At 69.2% G+C, this 18,922-nt stretch carries 18 protein-coding genes; 10 read left to right on the top strand and 8 right to left on the bottom strand.

Going from position 1 to position 18,922, the window contains the following annotated elements; genetic code table 11:
* The first annotated feature begins 173 nt into the window (after positions 1 to 173).
* Positions 174 to 1,004: an aldo/keto reductase gene (locus tag G9Q41_RS05075; protein WP_165631949.1), complete on the top strand. Its 831-nt coding sequence runs from the start codon at positions 174 to 176 to the stop codon at positions 1,002 to 1,004.
* Positions 1,005 to 1,348: 344 nt separating this feature from the next.
* Here G9Q41_RS05075 and G9Q41_RS05070 read toward each other — a convergent pair whose 3' ends face one another.
* Together G9Q41_RS05070 and G9Q41_RS05065 are read right to left on the bottom strand one after the other, a co-directional pair.
* Positions 1,349 to 2,530 (bottom strand): FAD-dependent monooxygenase, encoded by a 1,182-nt coding sequence (locus G9Q41_RS05070; RefSeq protein WP_207630564.1) that lies wholly within the window; start codon positions 2,528 to 2,530, stop codon positions 1,349 to 1,351.
* Positions 2,531 to 2,747: 217 nt separating this feature from the next.
* The gene (locus G9Q41_RS05065; RefSeq protein ID WP_092525653.1) at positions 2,748 to 2,948 is read right to left on the bottom strand and encodes a hypothetical protein; all 201 of its coding nucleotides are present in this window, start codon (positions 2,946 to 2,948) and stop codon (positions 2,748 to 2,750) included.
* 225 nt (positions 2,949 to 3,173) lie between these two features.
* Here G9Q41_RS05065 and G9Q41_RS05060 point away from each other — a divergent pair, with 225 nt between their 5' ends.
* From G9Q41_RS05060 to G9Q41_RS22240, 4 genes are all read left to right on the top strand, one after another.
* Positions 3,174 to 3,791 carry a YigZ family protein gene (locus G9Q41_RS05060; protein ID WP_165631950.1) on the top strand — a complete coding sequence of 206 codons (618 nt, stop codon included), beginning with the start codon at positions 3,174 to 3,176 and terminating at the stop codon, positions 3,789 to 3,791.
* Positions 3,792 to 3,969: 178 nt separating this feature from the next.
* The gene (locus G9Q41_RS05055) at positions 3,970 to 4,176 is read left to right on the top strand and encodes a hypothetical protein (protein ID WP_092525651.1); all 207 of its coding nucleotides are present in this window, start codon (positions 3,970 to 3,972) and stop codon (positions 4,174 to 4,176) included.
* 278 nt (positions 4,177 to 4,454) lie between these two features.
* Entirely contained in the window at positions 4,455 to 5,399 is a 945-nt protein-coding gene (locus G9Q41_RS05050; protein WP_165631951.1) for a sporulation protein, read from the top strand.
* Positions 5,400 to 5,620: 221 nt separating this feature from the next.
* On the top strand, positions 5,621 to 5,749 hold the full coding sequence (locus G9Q41_RS22240) for a hypothetical protein (protein WP_278250798.1): 129 nt from the start codon (positions 5,621 to 5,623) through the stop codon (positions 5,747 to 5,749).
* Between the two features lie 284 nt (positions 5,750 to 6,033).
* Here G9Q41_RS22240 and paaE read toward each other — a convergent pair whose 3' ends face one another.
* The 6 genes from paaE to paaZ form a co-directional block, all read right to left on the bottom strand.
* A complete protein-coding gene (gene paaE / locus G9Q41_RS05045; RefSeq protein ID WP_165631952.1) occupies positions 6,034 to 7,128 on the bottom strand; it encodes a 1,2-phenylacetyl-CoA epoxidase subunit PaaE in 1,095 nt (364 codons plus the stop codon).
* Complete coding sequence (gene paaD / locus G9Q41_RS05040) at positions 7,129 to 7,668, bottom strand: 1,2-phenylacetyl-CoA epoxidase subunit PaaD (RefSeq protein ID WP_165631953.1); 540 nt, start codon at positions 7,666 to 7,668, stop codon at positions 7,129 to 7,131. It lies immediately after the preceding gene.
* The gene (paaC, locus tag G9Q41_RS05035) at positions 7,662 to 8,552 is read right to left on the bottom strand and encodes a 1,2-phenylacetyl-CoA epoxidase subunit PaaC (RefSeq protein WP_165631954.1); all 891 of its coding nucleotides are present in this window, start codon (positions 8,550 to 8,552) and stop codon (positions 7,662 to 7,664) included. The genes paaD and paaC overlap by 7 nt, the downstream gene beginning before the upstream one ends.
* Before the next feature lie 100 nt (positions 8,553 to 8,652).
* Positions 8,653 to 8,973 (bottom strand): 1,2-phenylacetyl-CoA epoxidase subunit PaaB, encoded by a 321-nt coding sequence (gene paaB / locus G9Q41_RS05030; protein ID WP_165631955.1) that lies wholly within the window; start codon positions 8,971 to 8,973, stop codon positions 8,653 to 8,655.
* A complete protein-coding gene (gene paaA / locus G9Q41_RS05025) occupies positions 8,970 to 9,938 on the bottom strand; it encodes a 1,2-phenylacetyl-CoA epoxidase subunit PaaA (RefSeq protein WP_165631956.1) in 969 nt (322 codons plus the stop codon). Before paaA ends, paaB begins: the two co-directional genes overlap by 4 nt.
* 70 nt (positions 9,939 to 10,008) lie before the next feature.
* On the bottom strand, positions 10,009 to 12,054 hold the full coding sequence (gene paaZ / locus G9Q41_RS05020; RefSeq protein ID WP_165631957.1) for a phenylacetic acid degradation bifunctional protein PaaZ: 2,046 nt from the start codon (positions 12,052 to 12,054) through the stop codon (positions 10,009 to 10,011).
* A 252-nt stretch (positions 12,055 to 12,306) separates the two neighbouring features.
* Between paaZ and paaI the strand changes: the two genes are divergently transcribed.
* From paaI to G9Q41_RS04995, 5 genes are all read left to right on the top strand, one after another.
* Complete coding sequence (gene paaI / locus G9Q41_RS05015; protein ID WP_207630565.1) at positions 12,307 to 12,744, top strand: hydroxyphenylacetyl-CoA thioesterase PaaI; 438 nt, start codon at positions 12,307 to 12,309, stop codon at positions 12,742 to 12,744.
* Positions 12,741 to 14,090: a phenylacetate--CoA ligase PaaK gene (paaK, locus tag G9Q41_RS05010; RefSeq protein ID WP_207630566.1), complete on the top strand. Its 1,350-nt coding sequence runs from the start codon at positions 12,741 to 12,743 to the stop codon at positions 14,088 to 14,090. Before paaI ends, paaK begins: the two co-directional genes overlap by 4 nt.
* A gap of 83 nt (positions 14,091 to 14,173) precedes the next feature.
* Positions 14,174 to 14,785 carry a TetR/AcrR family transcriptional regulator gene (locus tag G9Q41_RS05005; RefSeq protein WP_165631958.1) on the top strand — a complete coding sequence of 204 codons (612 nt, stop codon included), beginning with the start codon at positions 14,174 to 14,176 and terminating at the stop codon, positions 14,783 to 14,785.
* 325 nt (positions 14,786 to 15,110) lie between these two features.
* Positions 15,111 to 16,787 (top strand): APC family permease, encoded by a 1,677-nt coding sequence (locus tag G9Q41_RS05000; RefSeq protein WP_165631959.1) that lies wholly within the window; start codon positions 15,111 to 15,113, stop codon positions 16,785 to 16,787.
* A gap of 404 nt (positions 16,788 to 17,191) precedes the next feature.
* Positions 17,192 to 18,865, top strand: a complete 1,674-nt coding sequence (locus G9Q41_RS04995; RefSeq protein WP_165631960.1) for an APC family permease — start codon at positions 17,192 to 17,194, stop codon at positions 18,863 to 18,865.
* Positions 18,866 to 18,922 lie beyond the last annotated feature (57 nt).

The following is an 18,922-nucleotide window of genomic DNA, read 5'->3' as shown; positions in this document are numbered from 1 at the left end:
ACGAGCACGCCGGGCGCGCACCAGCGAGAAGTGCTGAAATCAGCGCACCGGGAATGCTTGATCGATTCCAGTGGTTGACCGGAACGGTGCCGCCTCATCCGCACGGACGTCTCCACCCCGTCCGTGCGGGTGAGTCGTGCTGCTAGTCGACATTCGCGAAGGGAAAAGACCGCATGAGCCAGGTTCCGAACATCACGCTCAACACGGGCGCGAAGATGCCGCAGCTGGGTTTCGGCGTTTTCCAGATCCCGTCCGAGGAGGTCGTCGCGCCGGTGCAGACCGCCATCGAGGCGGGCTACCGCAGCATCGACACCGCGGCTGCGTACGGCAACGAGGAGGGGGTCGGCAAGGCCATCTCCCAGTCCGGCGCGTCCCGTGACGAGCTGTTCGTGACCACCAAGCTGTGGAACGACAGCCAGGGCTACGACAACGCGCTGCGCGCGTTCGACGACAGCCTGAACAAGCTCGGGCTGGACTACGTCGATCTGTACCTGATCCACTGGCCGATGCCCGGTCAGGACGCCTACGTGGACACCTGGAAGGCGTTCGAGAAGCTGCACTCCGAGGGCAGGGCCAAGGCCATCGGGGTCTCCAACTTCCACAAGGCGCACCTGCGCAGGCTGTTCGACGAGACCGGCATCGTGCCCGCCGTGAACCAGATCGAGCTGCACCCCAACCTGCAGCAGGCCGAGCTGCGCGAGTTCCACGCCGAGAACGGCATCGTCACCGAGGCGTGGAGCCCCATCGGCCAGGGCAAGGGCCTGCTGGAGGACTCCAGGCTGCAGACGCTGGCCGAGAAGTACGGCAAGTCCGCCGCCCAGGTCGTGCTGCGCTGGCACGTCCAGCTGGGTCACGTGGCCATCCCCAAGTCCGCGACTCCTTCGCGGGTGCGGGAGAACCTCGACGTGTTCGACTTCGAGCTCAGCGAGGACGACATGGCCTCGATCGGCGAGCTGGAGACCGGCAACCGCGTCGGCCCGGACCCGGACGTCTTCGGGGCGTGATCTCCGACCGTCCCCGCCGCACCGACGTCACGTGGACGTCGCCCCGACGGGGACGGCTCCCCTGCACAGGAGCGGGGCGTGCCGCGGCACGCCCCGCTTTTCGTGCTCGGTCCGCGGGGACGGGCACGGCTCACCGCTGCGCTGCGGTGGGTGCCCAGCTTTGCCCATAACTGCGAGTTTTTCCCCGGGAACCAGCCCGAGCAGCACCGGTGGCGGCACCGCGCCGTCGTCGACGGGGTGCGTCGACGGGGCTCGTCGACCGGGCGCAACGAGTGGCCGAACAGCGCAGGCGCACTGGCGCGCTCTCCACCGAACGGGTACCGGAGGGTCCCCGAAAACCTCGCTCAGGCCATCCCCACGCGCACGGAGGGATACGCCAGACCGCGCAGGATGTTGCTGCCGGAGCGCAGCGAGATCACCTGGCTGCGGGTGGCGATCCAGCCGGGGAACTTGCCGATGCGCTGCAGCGGGGTGCGCCGCTGTGCCGAGGTCAGCGCCGCCGTGCGGGAAACCTTGGCCACCCTGGGGCGACGTTGCTGCTCGTAGTCCCGCAGCATCGGCTCCGGATCCCCCTCCACGCGCGACAGCGCGGAGGAGAGCAGCCAGGCGTCCTCCATGGTCTGGTTGGCGGCCTGGGCCACGGCGGGCGGCATGGCGTGCGCGGCGTCCCCGATCAGCGTGGTGCGGGGCCCGCCCCACACCTTGGGGATCTGGTGGCGGATGTGCGGGAAGAAACCGAGGTCCTCATCGGTGACGGAGGCCAGCAGCTCCTCGACCGGATCCGGCCACCCGGCGAAGGCCGCCCGCAGGTCCGAGACCGTCAGCTCGGGGTGGTCCTCGCTCCACGGCATGTCGAACCACCAGTGGAGCAGACCGTCCCCCGCGGGGATGAGCCCGCAGTGCCCGTCCCGTCCCGCGATGTTCAGCGTCTGGTAGCCGTGCGCTATCGGGAGGTCGCTGTAGGTGAGGCCCTGCCAGCTGGCCCAGCCGGTCAGCCGCGCGGGCTCCCCGCCGAGGACCGTGCGCCGCACCATCGAACGCTGCCCGTCCGCACCGACCACCACGTCCCCGGTCTCCGAGCTGCCGTCCTCGAAGTCGGCGACGACGTGGTCGGCGTACTCCCGCACACCGACGCAGCGCCTGCCGAAGCGGAAGATCCCGTTCGGCAGCGCCTCCGCCATCCTGTTCAACAGCTCACGTCGGGGAATCTCGACCGTGGGTGCCCCGAGACGCTCCGTGACCTCGTCGAGATCGGCTTCCCAGAGCATCCTGCCCGCCGCGGTCATGGCCCGCAGGCTGTGCAACTCACGACCGACACCCTCGAGGGAGATCCCCAGCCCGCTCAACGCGGCCGTACCGTTGCTCCAGATGGTCACCCCGGCCCCGCCGTCCCGGAGCCGGTCCCCGTGCTCGTAGACCCGAACCCGGTGGCCCTTGTCGAGCAGGCCTTTGGCCACGGCGAGTCCGCCTACGCCTCCCCCGATGACCAGAACCCGCATCGTCTCCGTCCGTTCGAAAACCGGCATCCCTGCAGAGTGGGCGGGTCACCCGCCGGAGGGCCCCGGGCCCGTCTGCGACGCCGATTTTATCCGGAACGTTTCGGACGGAGTCATTATCCTTGCTCACATCGGGATCATCCGGTTCGCTCGGCCGAGCCGTGGGTCGGCGCGCAGCGGACCACCGCGAACCGCTCGTCGTCGGCTCCACCCCGGGGTCGGGGTTGCGGCCGACCGGCACTGGCGTTCAGCCTGTACGCTCAAGGAAACGACCGGCGACCAGGCCGGGTTCTTCGTCCCCGTCGAAGCGCACCCACAGCACGGGACCGTCGAACACGTCCGGTAGACCGGTCGCGGTCTCGACCACGGTCCCGATCTGATCCTGAAAGCGACCGAACGAAGCGCGCACACGCGTGCCGGGCTCCAACGGACTCGATGACTGCTCCATGAGAGTGGACGGTACGTGCCCGCTCCAGGCGACGAAAATCGCACCCACCGCTCCCGCTGCTCAAGCACGTGCGCAGGGAATAAACCCCCCTCACGCGAGGTGCCGGAGATCACACCCGATTCGGGGTGACCGCCGTCACGAATTCCGGCCGCGAGGCCGCCCCGCGGATCCGTTCACGACGAAAGCGGCGACGATGGGGCGGGGCGCCGAGAACGGGAGGGGGACATGCGCACCATTCGAGAAGCGGGATCCGCCGAGCTCGTGGAGAAGAAGTCACGCTTTCTGTGCCTGCTCGAACGCGTCGAGTCCGAGCAGCAGGCCCGGGACTTCATCGGCCGGTGCCGCAAACAGCACCCGGACGCCCGCCACCACTGCTACGCGTACGTGCTCGGCGACTCGGGGGAGAGCCAGAAGTCCAATGACGACGGCGAGCCCTCGGGAACCGCGGGCGTGCCCATCCTGGAGGTCCTGCGGCGCAACGAGCTGACCAACGCGGTCGCGGTGGTGGTGCGGTACTTCGGCGGAGTGCTGCTCGGCTCCGGCGGCCTGATCAGGGCGTACGGCACCGCCGTCACCACGGCGCTGGACGCGGTGGGAACGGTGCGGCGCCTGCGCGCCCGGACCGTGGTCGTCGCGGTGGAGCACTCGCTGGCGGGTAAACTCGATCACGAGCTGCGTGCCGCCGGGTACGCGGCCGCCGAGATCCGCTACGGGTGGCGCGCCGAGTTCGACGTGCCGATCGCCGAGGACTCGCTCGAGCAGTTCCGGCAGTGGGTCACCGAGAGCACCGGGGGTTCGGCGGAGATCACCGTTGGCGACGTCGTCTTCGCCGAGGTCGAGTGAGGACTCCCGAGCGCGACCACCGCAGAAGCTGACTCCACAGCAGACATTCCGCTCTCCCGCATTCGGACGAATCGGACGTGAGAAGATCAACATCTCCGTGTTCGGACGACTCCGCTGCGTGTTAACAACTCACGGGGCGATCGACCCCGCCCCGCAAGCACGCGTCCGAAGGAGTCGTATGACCGACATCGCAGAGAAGCTGAACAAGGCGTACGAGGAGTACGCGATCTCCGACCTCGCCGACGCCCCGGTGTCGGCCCTGAAGGGGGTCAGCGAGAACGACGCCAACCTGCTCGAAGAGGCGTTCGGGATCCGCACGGTGCGGGACCTGGGGACCAACAAGTACTTCCGCTGGGCACAGGCGGTAGCCAACCTCGTCGACTGACTCGGGGATCCACGACTCGGCCTGCTCGGCGCCCCGGGGAACCCCGGCCGAGGTCTCGTCGCGAGTCCCACGGCTGATCCCCGGCGGCGCCGAGAAACGAGGTGGGCATCGCGGCTCCGCTCATCCCGGGGACGCCCCGCGGCCCCGGAACGGACTCACGATGAAGTAACGATCACCGGACGTGGCCACGCCGGGGGAACCTTTCACGGAACCCTTCCGTTCGCGCGACGAATTCGCCGTCGAACCCGGCGAGACGGCCCGCTACGGAAGGACTGGACATGTTCAAGCGAATGCTGCAAGCGGTCGGCATCGGCGGCCCCTCGGTGGACACCGTCCTCCGGGAAGGACCCTGCCAGCCCGGGGAGAGCGTCTCCGGCGAGGTGCGCATCGGAGGGGCCAGCGGTAGCACCCGGATACAGCGGATCGACCTGGTCCTGATCGCCCAGGTCGAAACCGCCGACGACCAGCAGGGGGCACTGGAGTTCCGGCGAGTGACGGTGGCCGAGGACTTCCAGCTGGAAGCCGAGCAGCACACGAACATCCCGTTCGAGATCCCCCTGCCCTGGGAGACCCCGATAACCGCGCTGCGGGGTCAGGCGCTGCCCGGAATGCGGGTGGGCGTGCGCACCGAGGTGGCGGTCGCGCGCGCGGTCGACACCGGTGACATGGACCCGCTGCACGTGGAACCGCTGCCCTGCCAGCTGCCCGCGATCGAAGCGCTGTTCGGCATGGGGGCCCAGTTGAAGAGCGCCGACGTGGAGCACGGCACGATCAGCGGAGTCGCCCAGGAGTTCCCCTTCTACCAGGAGCTGGAGTTCTTCGCTCCGCCGGAGTTCTCCGGCCGGATCAACGAGATCGAGCTGACCTTCGTCACCCGCGCCGACAGCGTCGACGTCGTGCTGGAGGCCGACCGGCGCGGCGGGTTGTTCACCTCGGGCGGGGACGCGCTCGGCAGGATTCACCGCTCCCACGAGGAAGCGGTGCACACCGACTGGACCTCCGAGATCCGCAGCTGGCTGGAGGCCGTGGCCCAGTCCGCGGGCGGTTTCTTCGGCGGAGGGCACGACTCCCACGGCAAGCACGAGCACTCGGGCCACTCCGGAGGGCCCGGAGTCGGGGGCATGGTCGCTGCCGGAGCCGCCGGAGTCGCGGCGGGCGCCGTCGGCGGGATGATGCTCGACGAGGCGTTCGAGGGCGAGGAAGAGGAAGGCGACGAGGAGTGATCGAGGCCGCGCAGCGGTGCTCTGCGCGCAGGTGATTGCTCAGCAGGCACGTGAGTCGGCGCCTCGGGAGCGTTGGGCCGCTGGTGCGCAGCCACCTGCGCGGCGAGCGGCTTCGCCGCTCGACCGGACGACCGGACGACCGGACGACCGGCGCAACCGGGGGATCGACACCGCAGGACGAAGCGAGAGACCTAACGCCCACCGGAGGAAAGGGGAGAGTCGTGAGCTGGTTCGGCCAAGCACTCGAGGGAATCGGGGACATGGTGGAGGACTCGGCCGAGGAGGGCAGCGTCACCTCGGCGCTGGGAGACCTCGTCGAGGACCTGGGCGAGTCGATGCAGGAGGAGTGAGCGGTCGGCGCGAAGCGGCCCGCGTAGCGGGACGACGAACCTCGGCCGGGTCCTGACTTGTGTTTTCCGGCCGGTCTACCCCGCCCAGGGGTTCCTTTCGGCGCCGACAGCGTCGAAACGCCCCGAGCAGTCGGCACCGCCGCGGGTTCTCAGCCGAGTGCCCGGCGAGGACGGCCCCGACGTTGTGTAGGCCGCTACCCGATGTCGGGGCACCCGCAGCCGGGCGCCGGCTGAGGTTCCGCCACAGAACCCACTACGCCAACCGAGCCGCGATCTACACGACCTCAGACGTCGTAATCCACCGCCACTTCCTCCGACACGGGAAGCGCCTGACAGGTCAGCACGAAGCCGTCGTCCAGTTCGGACTGCTCCAGGGCGAAGTTGCGCCGCATGCGCACCTGTCCCTCGATCACTCTGGCCCTGCAGGTGCCGCAGACCCCGCCCTTGCAGGCGAACGGGAGATCGGAACGCACCCGCTGCGCCGCGTCGAGCAGCGGAGTTCCCCGGTCCAGCGCGATCTCGGTGGTGCGCCCGTCCAGGGTGACCCTGCCCGTGCCGGCGGAACCGTCGCCGGTCGTCTCCTCGTGCCGCACGGGCTCGGGAGGGAGTTCGTCCACGTAGAACAGTTCGCGGCGCACCCTGCCCGGGGGAACTCCCAGATCGTCGAGCACGCGCCCGGCCGCTTCGACCATTCCGTGCGGCCCGCACAGCCACCAGCGCTCCGAACCGTCCAGCGGGATCAGCGTGCCGAGCAGCCCCCGCAGCTTGTCCTCGTCCAACCTGCCGGTGACCAGCTCCGAGCCGCGCGGCTCCCTGGAGAGCACGTGCACCAGCTCGAACCGGGCCGGGTACCGGTCCTTGAGGTCGGCCAGTTCGTCGATGAACATCACCGTGTCGCTGCGCCTGTTGCCGTAGACCACGGCGACCGTGGAGTCCGTTTCGGCCAGCAGCGAGGAGGCGATGGACAGCACCGGGGTGATCCCGGATCCGGCCGCGATCAGCACGTGCCTTCCCGAGGTGTCCGGTTCCGGGGTGAACCGCCCGGAGGGGGGCTGCACCTCGATCTCGTCGCCCACGTCGACCTCGCCGGTCAACCAGCCGGAGAACAGGCCGCCCGGGACCAGGCGGACACCGATGCGGAGGCGTTCGCCGCGCCGAGCGCAGATCGAGTAGCTGCGGCGGTGCTCGCCCTCGGCCGTCCACCGCCGCAGGGTCAGCGTCTGCCCCGGCCGGAAGTCGAACAGCTCGGCCAGCTCGGTCGGCACGTCGAAGGTGACGGCGACGGCGTCGTCGCACAGCTTCTCGACGTCGGCCACGCGCAGCGCGTGGAAGGCGTTGCCGCTCCGCGTCCTCTGACTCGAAACCGTCGGCGTCGACACTCAGATCTCCTTGAAGTACTCGAAGGGCTCCAGACAGCTCAGGCAGCGGTACAGCGCCTTGCACGCGGTTGCGCTGAACTCCGAGGTCCGCTCCGTGCGCGTCGATGCGCACCTCGGGCAGCTGACGCGCCTGCGCGGTGGCTCCAGGGTCAGCGGGACCGGTCCTCCCGCTGTGCCGGGAATCCCCGCGGCGCCCGCCGCGGAGTCGTCCGGGGGGTGTATGCCGTGCTCGGCCAGCTTGCTCCTGCCCCGTTCGGTGATCCAGGAGCTGCTCCACGGCGGGGAGAGCTCGGTGCGGATCCGCACGTCGGTGAAACCGGCCTGGTTCAGCTCGCGCAGCAGGTCGGTGCGCATCTCGGTCAGCGCGGGGCAGCCGGAGTAGGTCGGCGTGATCGTGACCAGCACCCCGCCGTCCCCGCTCGGGCTGACGTCGCGCAGCACGCCCAGGTCCGCGAGGGTCAGCATCGGCAGCTCCGGGTCGGTGACCGTCTCGGCCACGGCCCGCGCCGCGGACGTGTCGACTTCACCTCCGGTCACCATGTCGCCTCCGGATCGCTGCGAGCGAGGCTCTGCATCTCGGCCAGCAGGTAGCCGAAGTGCTCGGTGTGGACCCCGTCCCGGCCCGCTCTGCCCGCGAGCGTGCCCACGGGGGTGACTTCGGGACGGGTAGCGGTGGCCCGCGCGCACACCTGGTCGAGCACCTCGTCGAACTCCCGGCGCAGCGCAGCGGGGTCGACCGCTACACCGGCCCGTTCGAGGCGGTGTTCCACGGAGTGCGGGGTGAACAGCTCCTCGGCGAACGGGAGCACATCGGCCAACCCCGCGTGCAGCCGCTCGGCCGAGTACTCGGTGCCGTCCCCGAGGCGCACGGCCCAGCGGGCCGCGTAGTCGCGATGGTAGGTGACCTCCTTGACCGCCTTGGCCGCCACCGCCGCCAGCACCGGATCGGCCGATCCGGTGAGCCGGTTCAGCAGGGCCAGTCGCCAGGTGGAGAACACCAGCAGCTCGGCCACGGTCCTGCCGAAGTCCCCGCGCGGCAGCTCCACCAGCCGCACGTTGCGGAACTCGTCCTCGGAGCGGAAGTGGGCCATCGCGTCCTCGTCCCGGCCGCTTCCGTCGACCGTGCCCGCGCGTGCCAGCAGCGCGCGTGCCTGGCCGAGCAGGTCGAGCGCTGTGTTCGCCAGCGCCACCTCGTCCTCCAGCTCGTGGGCGCGGGTCACCCACTCGGTGAGCCGCTGCGCGAGGATCAGCGCGTCGTCACCGAGCATCAGGCAGTAGCTCGCCAGATCGGCCCGGTCGACCCCGCCCGGAACGGTGGTGTCCACCCCGGACAGCGGGTCCTCGAAGCCGGTGCCGAAGGCCCAGCGCGCGTCCCCTTCCGGGTGCGCTTCGGCGATGGCCTCGTAAGCGTTGTCGAAGGACATGGTGTGAACCTCCGTCCGGGGCGACGTCCGCTGTGCTCACTGATGCTTCCCCGCCCTGTCGTGTCGATGGACCGAATCGGGGGCGAGCGGAAGATCTCGGTCAGATGTGCGGGACGTCGTCCGGTATCTCGTAGAAGGTGGGGTGCCGGTAGACCTTGTCACCGTTCGGCGCGAAGAACGGGTCCTTCTCGTCCGGGCTGGACGCGGTGATGTGCTCGGCACGCACCACCCAGATGCTGACCCCCTCGTTGCGCCGGGTGTAGAGGTTGCGCGCGTTGTGCAGCGCCATCTCCTCGTCGGGGGCGTGCAGCGAGCCGACGTGCACGTGGTTGAGTCCGCGCTTGCCGCGCACGAAGACCTCGAACAGCGGCCACGCGGCCCGCGCGCCCTCGGTGCCCTCCCGGTCCGGTCCGGTGCTCACAGCGCCGCCTCCCCTCGTTCGGCCTGCTTGGCCGCGTGGGCCGCGGCGGCCTCGCGAACCCACGCTCCCTCCTCGTGCGCGGCGCGCCTGCGCTCGACCCGCTGGGCGTTGCAGGGGCCGCCGCCCTTCAGCACGCGCCGGAACTCCGCCCAGTCGGGTTCGGAGAAGTCGTAGTGCCCGCGCTCGGGGTTCCACACCAGGCCGGAGTCCGGCGGGCTCACCCCGAGCGCCTCGGCCTGCGGCACCGTCATGTCCACGAACTTCTGGCGCAGCTCGTCGTTGGTGTGGCGCTTGATGCCCCACTCCATCGACTGGCGGGTGTTGGGCGAGTCCCCGTCCGGGGGACCGAACATCATCAGCGAGGGCCACCACCAGCGGTCGGTGGCGTCCTGCACGGCGGCCCGCTGCTTCGCGGTACCGCTCATCATGGTCATCAGCAGTTCGTAGCCCTGTCGCTGGTGGAAGGACTCCTCCTTGCAGATGCGGATCATCGCCCTGGCGTAGGGGCCGTAGGAGGCGCGGCACAGCGGCACCTGGTTCACGATCGCCGCGCCGTCCACCAGCCAGCCGATCACTCCGATGTCGGCGAAGGTCAGCGCGGGGTAGTTGAAGATCGAGGAGTACTTCTGGCGCCCGGTGACCAGCTTGTCGGTCAGCTCCGAGCGGTCGACGCCGAGCGTCTCCGCCGCCGAGTACAGGTAGAGGCCGTGCCCGGCCTCGTCCTGGACCTTGGCCAGCAGGATCGCCTTGCGGCGCAGGCTGGGGGCACGCGTGAGCCAGTTCCCCTCCGGCTGCATCCCGATGATCTCGGAGTGGGCGTGCTGGGCGATCTGACGCACCAGGGTTTCGCGGTAGCCGGAGGGCATCCAGTCCCGCGGTTCGATGCGCTGGTCCCTGGCGATCCGGTCCTCGAAGTGGTCCCGCAGCTCCGACTCGGTGCCGAGCGTGGCTTCTTCGGTACTCACACCGCTTCACCTCTCCCGCTGGGAACCGCCCCGCCTCGGCCGGTTCCGATTTCCGATTCCCGTCGACGACTCACTCGGAAGTCGCCCCCTCCTTGGCGACCAGGGTCAGGACGTCGTACTTCGCCACCGACTCGCCGTGCTGGTTGGTCACATCCGCGTCCCAGCGCACCTCGCCGTAGTCGGCGTTGTGCCGTGGTGTGATCCGCTTGGCCGTGAGAGTCACCGTGATCTCGTCACCCGGATAGGTCGGGGTGAGGAACCGCAGGTTCTCCAGCCCGTAGTTGGCCAGCACCGGCCCCGGCTCGGGGGAGACGAACAGCCCCGCCGCCAGCGAGACCACCAGGTAGCCGTGCGCCACCAGCCCCCCGAAGAACGGGTTGGCCGCGGCCGCCGCCTCGTCGGTGTGCGCGTAGAACTCGTCGCCGGTGAAGTCGGCGAAGTGCCGCACGTCCTCCGCGGTGATCCCGCGCGGTCCTCCCACGACGCTGTCCCCGATCCGCAGCTGCTCCAGGTGCTTGCGGAAGGGGTGGGCATCGGTGGTGGTCCGCGTACTTCCGGGGAACCACTGCCCGGTCAGCTCCGTGAGCGTGTCCGGATCCGCCTGGACGGCGGTGCGCTGCATGTGGTGCAGCACCCCTCGGATGCCGGCCATCTCCTCGCCCCCGCCTGCGCGGCCGGGGCCGCCGTGCACCAGCTGGGGCAGCGGGGAGCCGTGCCCGGTGGACTCCTCCGCGTCGGAGCCGTTGAGCACCAGCATCCGGCCGTGCCGGGAGGCCGCGCCCAGCACCACCTCGCGGACGAACTCGGTGTCGCCGGAGACCACCGAACCGACCAGGCTCCCGCCTCCCCGGTTGGCCAGTTCGACGGCGTGCTCGGCGTCCCGGTAGGGCAGCACCGTGGCCACCGGTCCGAACACCTCGATCTCGTGCGGCTGGGGCTGTTCGGGGTCGTCGCAGCGCAGCAGCATCGGGGGCACGAAGGCTCCCTGCTCGTAGTCGGCGTCGACCGGTTCGAAGGGCTGCCACGGATCGCCGTGGACCAGCCGTCCGGCCTCCAGCAGCCCCTTGAGGCCGCGCCGGACCTCCTCCCGCTGCTCCAGGTCGGCCAGCGCTCCCATGTCCACCTCGGGGTTGCGCGGGTCGCCCACCGCGACCCCGGACAGGCGGTCCGCGACGGCCTCCACCACCTCGTCGACACGTCCTTCGGGAACGAAAGCCCTGCGCACAGCGGTGCACTTCTGCCCGGCCTTGACCGTCATCTCGGTGACCAGCTGCCGCACGAACAGGTCGAACTCCGCGGTGTCCCGCGTGGCGTCGGGTCCGAGCACCGAGCAGTTCAGCGAGTCCGCCTCGGCGTTGAAGCGCACCGACTGCCGCACCACGTTGTCCTGGGCGCGGATCCGCTGCGCCGTGGCGGCGGAGCCGGTGAACGAGAGCAGGTCCTGCTCGGTCAGGTGGTCCAGCAGGTCCCCCGCGTTGCCGCAGAGCAGTTGGACCGAGCCCTCCGGCAGGATTCCCGACTCCACGATCAGCTCCACGAGCCGGTGGGTCAGGTGCGCGGTCTGCTCGGCGGGCTTGATCAGCGTGGGCACCCCCGCGACGAAGGCCGGTGCCAGCTTCTCCAGCGGGCCCCACACCGGGAAGTTGAAGGCGTTGATCTGCACCGCCACTCCCCGCAGCGGGGTGGCGATGTGCTGCCCGAGGAAGGTGCCCTGCTTGCCCAGCGGTTCCGTTCCCCCGTCGACGTGAACGGTGGAGTTCGGCAGCTCCCGCCTGCCCTTGCTGGAGTAGGAGAACAGCACCCCGATGCCGCCGTCGACGTCGAACTTGGAGTCCCCCCTGGTCGCGCCGGTGCTCGCCGAGAGGTCGTAGAGCTCCTGCCGGTGCTCCCTCAGGTGCGAGGCCAGCGACTTGAGCAGGGCTGCGCGCTGGTGGAAGGTCAGCTCGCGAAGCGCGGGACCGCCGACCTCCCTGCCGTGGGCGAGCGCGGCGGCCCTGTCGATGCCCGCGGTGGACAGCCGGGCCAGCTCCCCGCCGGTGACGGCGTCGTACAGCGCGGTTCCCTCGTCCGCGGGACTCCGCCACCGGCCCGCGGTGTAGCTGCGCAGCGGTTCCATCCTCGCGCTCTCCCTCGAAAATCACGTTCGCGTGGTTGTCGGCCCCGCGGCAGGCGCACTCGGCCCACTCTCACCAACCGACCAATCGGTCAGTAAGCATTGTGACGTAGAACAAGCTCGTGCACAATCACCGCATCAAAAGTTGCCCACGGCACAACCGGCAACCGAACAGCGGACACCTCGCCGAGAACCCGGTGAGAGGTGAAAACCAGTGACCGACTGTTCGGTCAGTATTCAAGGTGGTGAAGCCAGTTGGACGCGGAACGGGCACCGATAGCCGCCGCGGCAGCGGCCATGTTCGAGGACGACCAGGCCTCCAAGGCGCTCGGAGTGGAGCTGCTGGAGGCCACCGACGGCCGGGCGCTCACCCGGATGCGCGTCACCCACGAGATGGTCAACGGACACTCGATCGCCCACGGCGGCTACGTGTTCCTGCTCGCGGACACCGCCTTCGCCTGCGCCTGCAACAGCCACGGTCCCGTCACGGTCGCCGCGAGCGCGCAGATCACCTTCCTGGCTCCCGTGCACGAGGACGACGTGCTCTACGCCCGAGCCGTCGAACGACACACCCGGGGCCGCGGCGGCATCTACGACACGACGGTGTTCCGCGGCGAACCCGACTCCGAGACCGTGGCCGAGTTCCGCGGGCACAGCCGCAGCGTCGAGTCCCGAAAGGACGGCGAAACATGACCGACACGATCCGCGGAGAAGTGGGAATCCGACACGCGGGAGCGGACGGGAGTGCGCACGGGCGCGTGGAGTCGACCCCGGCGGAGGAGCTGAACCGTTCCGAGCTGGCCGAGCTCCAGCTCGAACGACTGCGCGAAACCCTGCACCACGCCTACGAGAACGTGCCGTGCTACCGGCGCAAGTTCGACGCTGCCGGAGTCCGCCCGCAGGACTGCCGCCGACTGTCCGACCTGGCGAAGTTCCCCACCACCACCAAGGAGGACCTGCGCGCGAACTACCCCGACGGGATGTTCGCCGTGCCGCAGGAACGACTCAGCCGCGTCCACGCCTCCAGCGGCACCACCGGCAATCCCACGATCGTCGGCTACACCGAGCGGGACCTGAACCACTGGGCCGAAGTGGTGGCGCGCTCCATCAGGGCGGCGGGCGGGCGCCCCGGGCACAAGGTGCACATCGCCTACGGGTACGGACTGTTCACCGGCGGACTGGGCGCGCACTACGGAGCCGAACGCCTCGGCTGCACGGTGATTCCCGCCTCCGGAGGCATGACCGAGCGCCAGGTCCGGCTCATCCACGACCTGCGGCCCGAGATCATCATGATCACCCCCTCGTACATGCTGACGCTGCTGGACGAGTTCCGCCGCCAGGGGATCGACCCCAGGAGCACCTCCCTGCGCATCGGCATCTTCGGCGCCGAACCGTGGACCGCCGAGATGCGCGCGGAGATCGAGGAGTCCGCCGGGATCGACGCCGTCGACATCTACGGCCTCTCCGAGGTGATGGGCCCCGGAGTCGCGAGCGAGTGCGCGGCCACCAAGGACGGACCGCACATCTGGGAGGACCACTTCTACCCGGAGGTCATCGACCCCGCCACCGGGGCGAGCCTGCCCGACGGCACGCACGGCGAGCTGGTCTTCACCTCGCTGACCAAGGAGGCGACTCCGGTGATCCGCTACCGGACCAGGGACCTGACCAGGCTGCTGCCCGGAACGGCCCGCCCCGCGATGCGCAGGATGGAGAAGGTCACCGGGCGCACCGACGACATGATCCTGCTCAGGGGGGTCAACGTCTTCCCAGGCCAGATCGAGGAGCTCGTGCTCCGGCAGCCGGGACTGTCCCCGCACTTCCAGCTCGAGCTGACCCGCCGCGGGCGGCTCGACGAGCTGTGCGTGCGGGTCGAGACCGACGGGGAAACGGCCTCGGGAGACCCCGCGGCCTCCACCGCGCTGGCCACGTCGATCAAGGACGCGATCGGGGTCAGCGCCGCGGTGGAGCTCGTGGCCCCCGAGACGCTGCAGCGCTCGACCGGCAAGTCGCGGCGAGTCGTGGACCTGCGCGAGGGCTGAGTCCGGGCTGGATCGGGCTCCCGGAGATCGCAGCGGGCCGGGCCCGGCGACGTCGGTGGAAGGACACTGCGAGACTGGCGAACATGGTGGGTGCGAGCACGAGCGACGGCGCGGGACGGAGAAAACCCGGTTACGACCTCGATTCCCTGCTGCGCACCGCCGTGAAGGTCTTCCACGAACGTGGCTACGACGGCACGAGCATGGAGGACCTGGCCAAGCGGCTCGGCATCACCAAGTCGGCCATCTACCACCACGTCTCGAGCAAGCAGGAACTGCTCCGCATGGGCGTCGACCGGGCCCTGGACGCGCTGTTCGCGGTGCTCGACGAACCGCGGTCCCGCGAGGGCGACCCCATGGACCGGCTGCACCACGTGGTGTGGCGCAGCGTCGAGGTGCTCATCGACGAGCTCCCGTTCGTCACGCTGCTGCTGCGCGTGCGGGGCAACAGCAAAGTGGAGCGTCAGGCCCTGGCGCGGCGCAGGGAGTTCGACCACCTCGTCGGTGAGCTGGTCGCCGAGGCCGAACGGACGGGAAACCTGCGCTCCGACCTGGACCCCGCGCTGACCAGCAGGCTGCTGTTCGGGATGGTGAACTCGCTGATCGAGTGGTACCGGCCGCGGCAGGGACTGAGCAAGGACGAGATCGCCGAAACCGTGACCCGGATCGCCTTCGACGGGATGAAGCGCAGGCAGTAGCGGGGCCTCCTCTTTCCCCGCCTGCCCGGAGGATCGTTCGGCGGGGCCGTCACCGGCTCCCGCGACGGGGAACACGGCCCGCGGCGCACTGCCTCCGGACGCCCCCGATTCGCGCGGTTTCGCGCGGAACGTTCCTTCTGATCGGGCCGGAAGCTCCCGCACCGCCGCGCACCGACTGCCCGCGACCCCGCCACCCTGGGACAGGGTGGCGCAGTTCCGAGCGGAAAAGCAGGCGCTGCCGCTCCGTGTTGCCGAGCACCGCTTCGTGACCGAGAGTGCTAGGCAAACACCTTGGTGTTTTCAGTCACTCGAATGAGGTGGACAGATGGGAACACCGACCGCTTCTCCCACCAGCGCCACTGTGCAGCTCGATCACGGCGTGCGCAGGGACGTCAACAAGATCAGCCTGCTGTTCACCGGGGTCGGCGCGATCATCGGCTCCGGCTGGCTGTTCGGCGCCCTGTACGCCTCGCAGATCGCCGGTCCGGCAGCGATCCTGTCCTGGATCATCGGCGCGATCATGATCATGCTGATCGGATTCTCCTACGCCGAGCTGTCGGTGATGTTTCCCGTGGTCGGGGGCATCATCCGCTTCCCGCACTACTCCTTCGGCTCCTTCGCCAGCTTCAGCGCGGGATGGATCAGCTGGCTCGCAGCGGCCGCGGTAACCCCCATCGAGGTGCTCGCCACCATGCAGTACGCCTACCCCTACGCGGGATGGCTGATGACCCCTGTGGAGGGTGAGTACCTGGTCAGCGGATACGGCTGGTTGATCGCGATAGCGCTGATGGCGCTGTACAGCACGATCAACGCCCTGGGGGTGGGCGTTTTCGCCCGGCTGAACAACATCCTGGTGTGGTGGAAGCTCGCGGTGATCGTGCTGGTGATCATCGTGTTCTTCGCGGTCTCGTTCAACCCGGGCAACCTCACCGCCTTCGGCGGCTTCGCCCCGGAGGGGCTCGGCACGATCTTCACCGCGATCCCGGCCGCCGGGGTGGCCTTCTCCTTCCTGGGCTTTCGCAACGGTGTCGAGTTCGCGGGCGAGACCAACAATCCCCAGCGCAACGTGCCCTTCGCGCTGATCGGATCGGTGCTGATCACCGCGGTGATCTACGTGCTGCTGCAGATCGCCTTCGTCACGGGGCTGCCGCGGGAAGTGCTGGGGCAGGGCTGGCACCAGCTGACCTTCGCGGAGAGCGCCGGGCCGCTGGCGGGGCTGTCGCTGCTGCTCGGGGTGGTCTGGCTGGCCTGGCTGCTGCGGGTGGACGCGATAATCTCGCCCGCCGACACGGGGCTGATCTACGCGGGCGTGACCACCAGGCTGTCCTACGCCAACGCCCGCAACGACAACGCGCCGCAGGCGCTGACCCGACTCAACCGGCGCGGGGTTCCCTGGGTCTCGGTGCTGCTGATGTTCGTGGTCGGCTGCTTCTTCTTCCTGCCGTTCCCCGCCTGGTCGAAGTTCATCGGCTTCATCACCTCGGCCTTCGCCGTGTCCTTCGCACCGGGCTGCCTGGTGATCGGAGCGCTGCGCCGCCAGCTGCCGGACCAGCACCGTCCCTTCCGGCTGCCCGGCGGGGACACCATCCCGCTGCTGGCGTTCTTCTCCTCCAGCCTGCTCGTGTTCTGGTCCGGCTGGTCGATCAACGAGAAGATGCTGATCGGACTGCTGGTCGGCTACGTGGTCTTCGCCGCCTACAACCTGTTCGGCAAGCACGCCAAACCGCCGATCGACTTCAAGTCCGGCTCGTGGTTCCCCGTGTGGCTGCTGGGCATACTCGTGCTGAGCTACTTCGGCGAGGTGACGCCCAACGAGCCCGCCGACCCGGCCCTGGTCCTGCCCGGTGGGGACGGCCCGGTCAACGTGGGGATCGGAGCGCTGATCATCGCGGGCTGGAGCGTGCTGATCTACTACTACTCCATGGCCGTGCGGCTCTCCTCCCGGCGGGCCGCCGCCTACATCGAGAAGACTCCGACCGACGCGCCGAACACGGCCGGGTGAGCATTCCCGAGTAGGACGTTCCGCCACCGCCGTGGCGGTTTCCGCGACTCGTCGCTCGCTCGTCGGACAAAAGGAGCAGCCGCTTCTGCTACCGGCGGGCGCCGAACCGCCTGCCCGCCGAACGAGCCGGCCGCTGTCCAGCGCCCCTTTCGGTGGGGGACGCCCGCGGGCCACGCGCCCCGCGAAGTCGTGCCCTCCGAGTTCGCCCGCCCGACTCCGTTGCCGTCTTTCCCGGAGTCCGATTCGCGCACGTCCGTGCGGGGGCAGAACACAGCTCTGTACACAAAATGTTACTTATTGGCTTGAACATTTAACCGTTTCGTGTTGACGATCCCGCTCGAATCCTAGAGAGTCCACGCTCAAAGTAATCATCTACCTTGCAAAAGCTTGGAAAGGGCGAATAGATGGCGACACCAACTGCGCAACCGACGCAGGCTAAGGTGCAGCTCGATCACGGCGTGCGCAGGGACGTCAACAAAATCAGCCTGCTGTTCACCGGGGTCGGCGCGATCATCGGCTCCGGCTGGCTGTTCGGCGCCCTGTACGCCTCCCAAATCGCCGGCCCAGCAGCGATCCTGTCCTGGATCATCGGCGCGATCATGATCATGTTGATCGGATTCTCCTACGCCGAGCTGTCGGTGATGTTTCCGGTCGTAGGCGGAGTCATCCGCTTCCCGCACTACTCCTTCGGCTCCTTCGCCAGCTTCAGCTCCGGTTGGATCAACTGGCTCGCGGCCGCGGCGGTGACGCCCATCGAGGTGCTCGCCACCATGCAGTACGCCTACCCCTACGCGGGATGGCTGATGAACAAGGTCGACGGCGAGTACCTCGTCGACGGTGCGGGCTGGTTCGTGGCGATCGGGCTGATGGCGCTGTACAGCGCGATCAACGTGCTCGGCGTACGACTGTTCGCCTACCTGAACAACCTGCTCGTCTGGTGGAAGCTCCTCGTGATCCTGCTGGTGATCGTGGTGCTGTTCGCCCTGGCGTTCAATCCGGGCAACCTCACCGAGTTCGGCGGGTTCGCACCCAGCGGCCCGGGAGCCGTCTTCACCGCGATCCCCGCCGCGGGCATCGCCTTCTCGTACCTGGGCTTCCGCAACGGCGTCGAGTTCGCGGGCGAGACCAGCAACCCCCAGCGCAACGTGCCCTTCGCGCTGATCGGGTCGGTGCTGGTCACCGCGGTGATCTACGTGCTGCTGCAGATCGCGTTCATCACGGGGCTGCCGCAGGAGCTGCTCGGTGACGGCTGGGCGAACCTCTCCTTCGGTGAGAGCGCGGGCCCGCTGGCCGGGTTGGCCATCGCGCTGGGGGCCTTCTGGATGGCCGTGCTGCTGCGCATCGACGCGGTCGTCTCCCCGGCCGACACCGGGTTGATCTACGCGGGCGTGACCACCAGGCTGTCCTACGCCAACGCCCGCAACGACAACGCACCGCAGTCCTTGGCCAAGCTGAACAACCGCGGCGTCCCGTGGGTGTCGATCCTGCTGATGTTCGTGGTCGGCTGCTTCTTCTTCCTGCCGTTCCCGGCCTGGTCGAAGTTCATCGGCTTCATCACCTCGGCCTTCGCCGTGTCCTTCGCACCGGGCTGCCTGGTCGTGGGGGCCCTGCGCCGCCAGCTGCCGGACCAGCAGCGCCCCTTCCGGCTGCCCGGCGGGGACACCATCCCGCTGCTGGGTTTCTTCGCCTCCACGCTGCTCGTGTTCTGGTCCGGCTGGTCCATCAACGAGAAGATGCTGATCGGACTGCTGGTCGGCTACGTGGTCTTCGCCGTTTACCACGCCTTCACCAGTCACGACACACCGCCGATCGACTTCAAGTCCGGCTCGTGGTTCCCGATCTGGCTCGCGGGGCTGATGGTGGTCAGCTACTTCGGTGAGGTGGACCCGACCTCCGAGGCCGGGGGCAGCTTCCTCGGCGGCGGGGACGGGGCCATCGGCATCGGTCTCGGCGCCGTCGTGCTGGCCGTGTGGAGCGTGGCGATCTACTACTACTCCATGGCAGTGCGGCTGCCCGCGCACCGTTCCGTGGCCTACATCGAGAAGACGCCGACCGACGCGCCGACGACCGCGAGCTGAAGGCCGCGGCCGCACCGTCGGAAGCACCCGCGGGGGCGGGCCGCCACGCGCGAGCCC

It is taken from the genome of Actinopolyspora sp. BKK2, assembly GCF_011291845.1.
GTDB classification, from domain to species: domain Bacteria; phylum Actinomycetota; class Actinomycetes; order Mycobacteriales; family Pseudonocardiaceae; genus Actinopolyspora; species Actinopolyspora saharensis.
The sequence above is the reverse complement of the archived record's forward strand: the minus strand, read 5'-3'. Positions and strand labels throughout refer to the sequence as shown.

Bases quoted from the DNA above. Each gene is read 5' to 3' on its own strand.
- G9Q41_RS05075 (WP_165631949.1), top strand. From the start codon at position 174: ATGAGCCAGGTTCCGAACATCACGCTCAACACGGGCGCGAAGATGCCG.
- G9Q41_RS05070 (WP_207630564.1), bottom strand. From the start codon at position 2,530: ATGCCGGTTTTCGAACGGACGGAGACGATGCGGGTTCTGGTCATCGGG.
- G9Q41_RS05065 (WP_092525653.1), bottom strand. From the start codon at position 2,948: ATGGAGCAGTCATCGAGTCCGTTGGAGCCCGGCACGCGTGTGCGCGCT.
- G9Q41_RS05060 (WP_165631950.1), top strand. From the start codon at position 3,174: ATGCGCACCATTCGAGAAGCGGGATCCGCCGAGCTCGTGGAGAAGAAG.
- G9Q41_RS05055 (WP_092525651.1), top strand. From the start codon at position 3,970: ATGACCGACATCGCAGAGAAGCTGAACAAGGCGTACGAGGAGTACGCG.
- G9Q41_RS05050 (WP_165631951.1), top strand. From the start codon at position 4,455: ATGTTCAAGCGAATGCTGCAAGCGGTCGGCATCGGCGGCCCCTCGGTG.
- paaD (WP_165631953.1), bottom strand. From the start codon at position 7,668: ATGGTGACCGGAGGTGAAGTCGACACGTCCGCGGCGCGGGCCGTGGCC.
- paaC (WP_165631954.1), bottom strand. From the start codon at position 8,552: ATGTCCTTCGACAACGCTTACGAGGCCATCGCCGAAGCGCACCCGGAA.
- paaZ (WP_165631957.1), bottom strand. From the start codon at position 12,054: ATGGAACCGCTGCGCAGCTACACCGCGGGCCGGTGGCGGAGTCCCGCG.
- paaK (WP_207630566.1), top strand. From the start codon at position 12,741: ATGACCGACACGATCCGCGGAGAAGTGGGAATCCGACACGCGGGAGCG.
- G9Q41_RS05005 (WP_165631958.1), top strand. From the start codon at position 14,174: ATGGTGGGTGCGAGCACGAGCGACGGCGCGGGACGGAGAAAACCCGGT.
- G9Q41_RS05000 (WP_165631959.1), top strand. From the start codon at position 15,111: ATGGGAACACCGACCGCTTCTCCCACCAGCGCCACTGTGCAGCTCGAT.
- G9Q41_RS04995 (WP_165631960.1), top strand. From the start codon at position 17,192: ATGGCGACACCAACTGCGCAACCGACGCAGGCTAAGGTGCAGCTCGAT.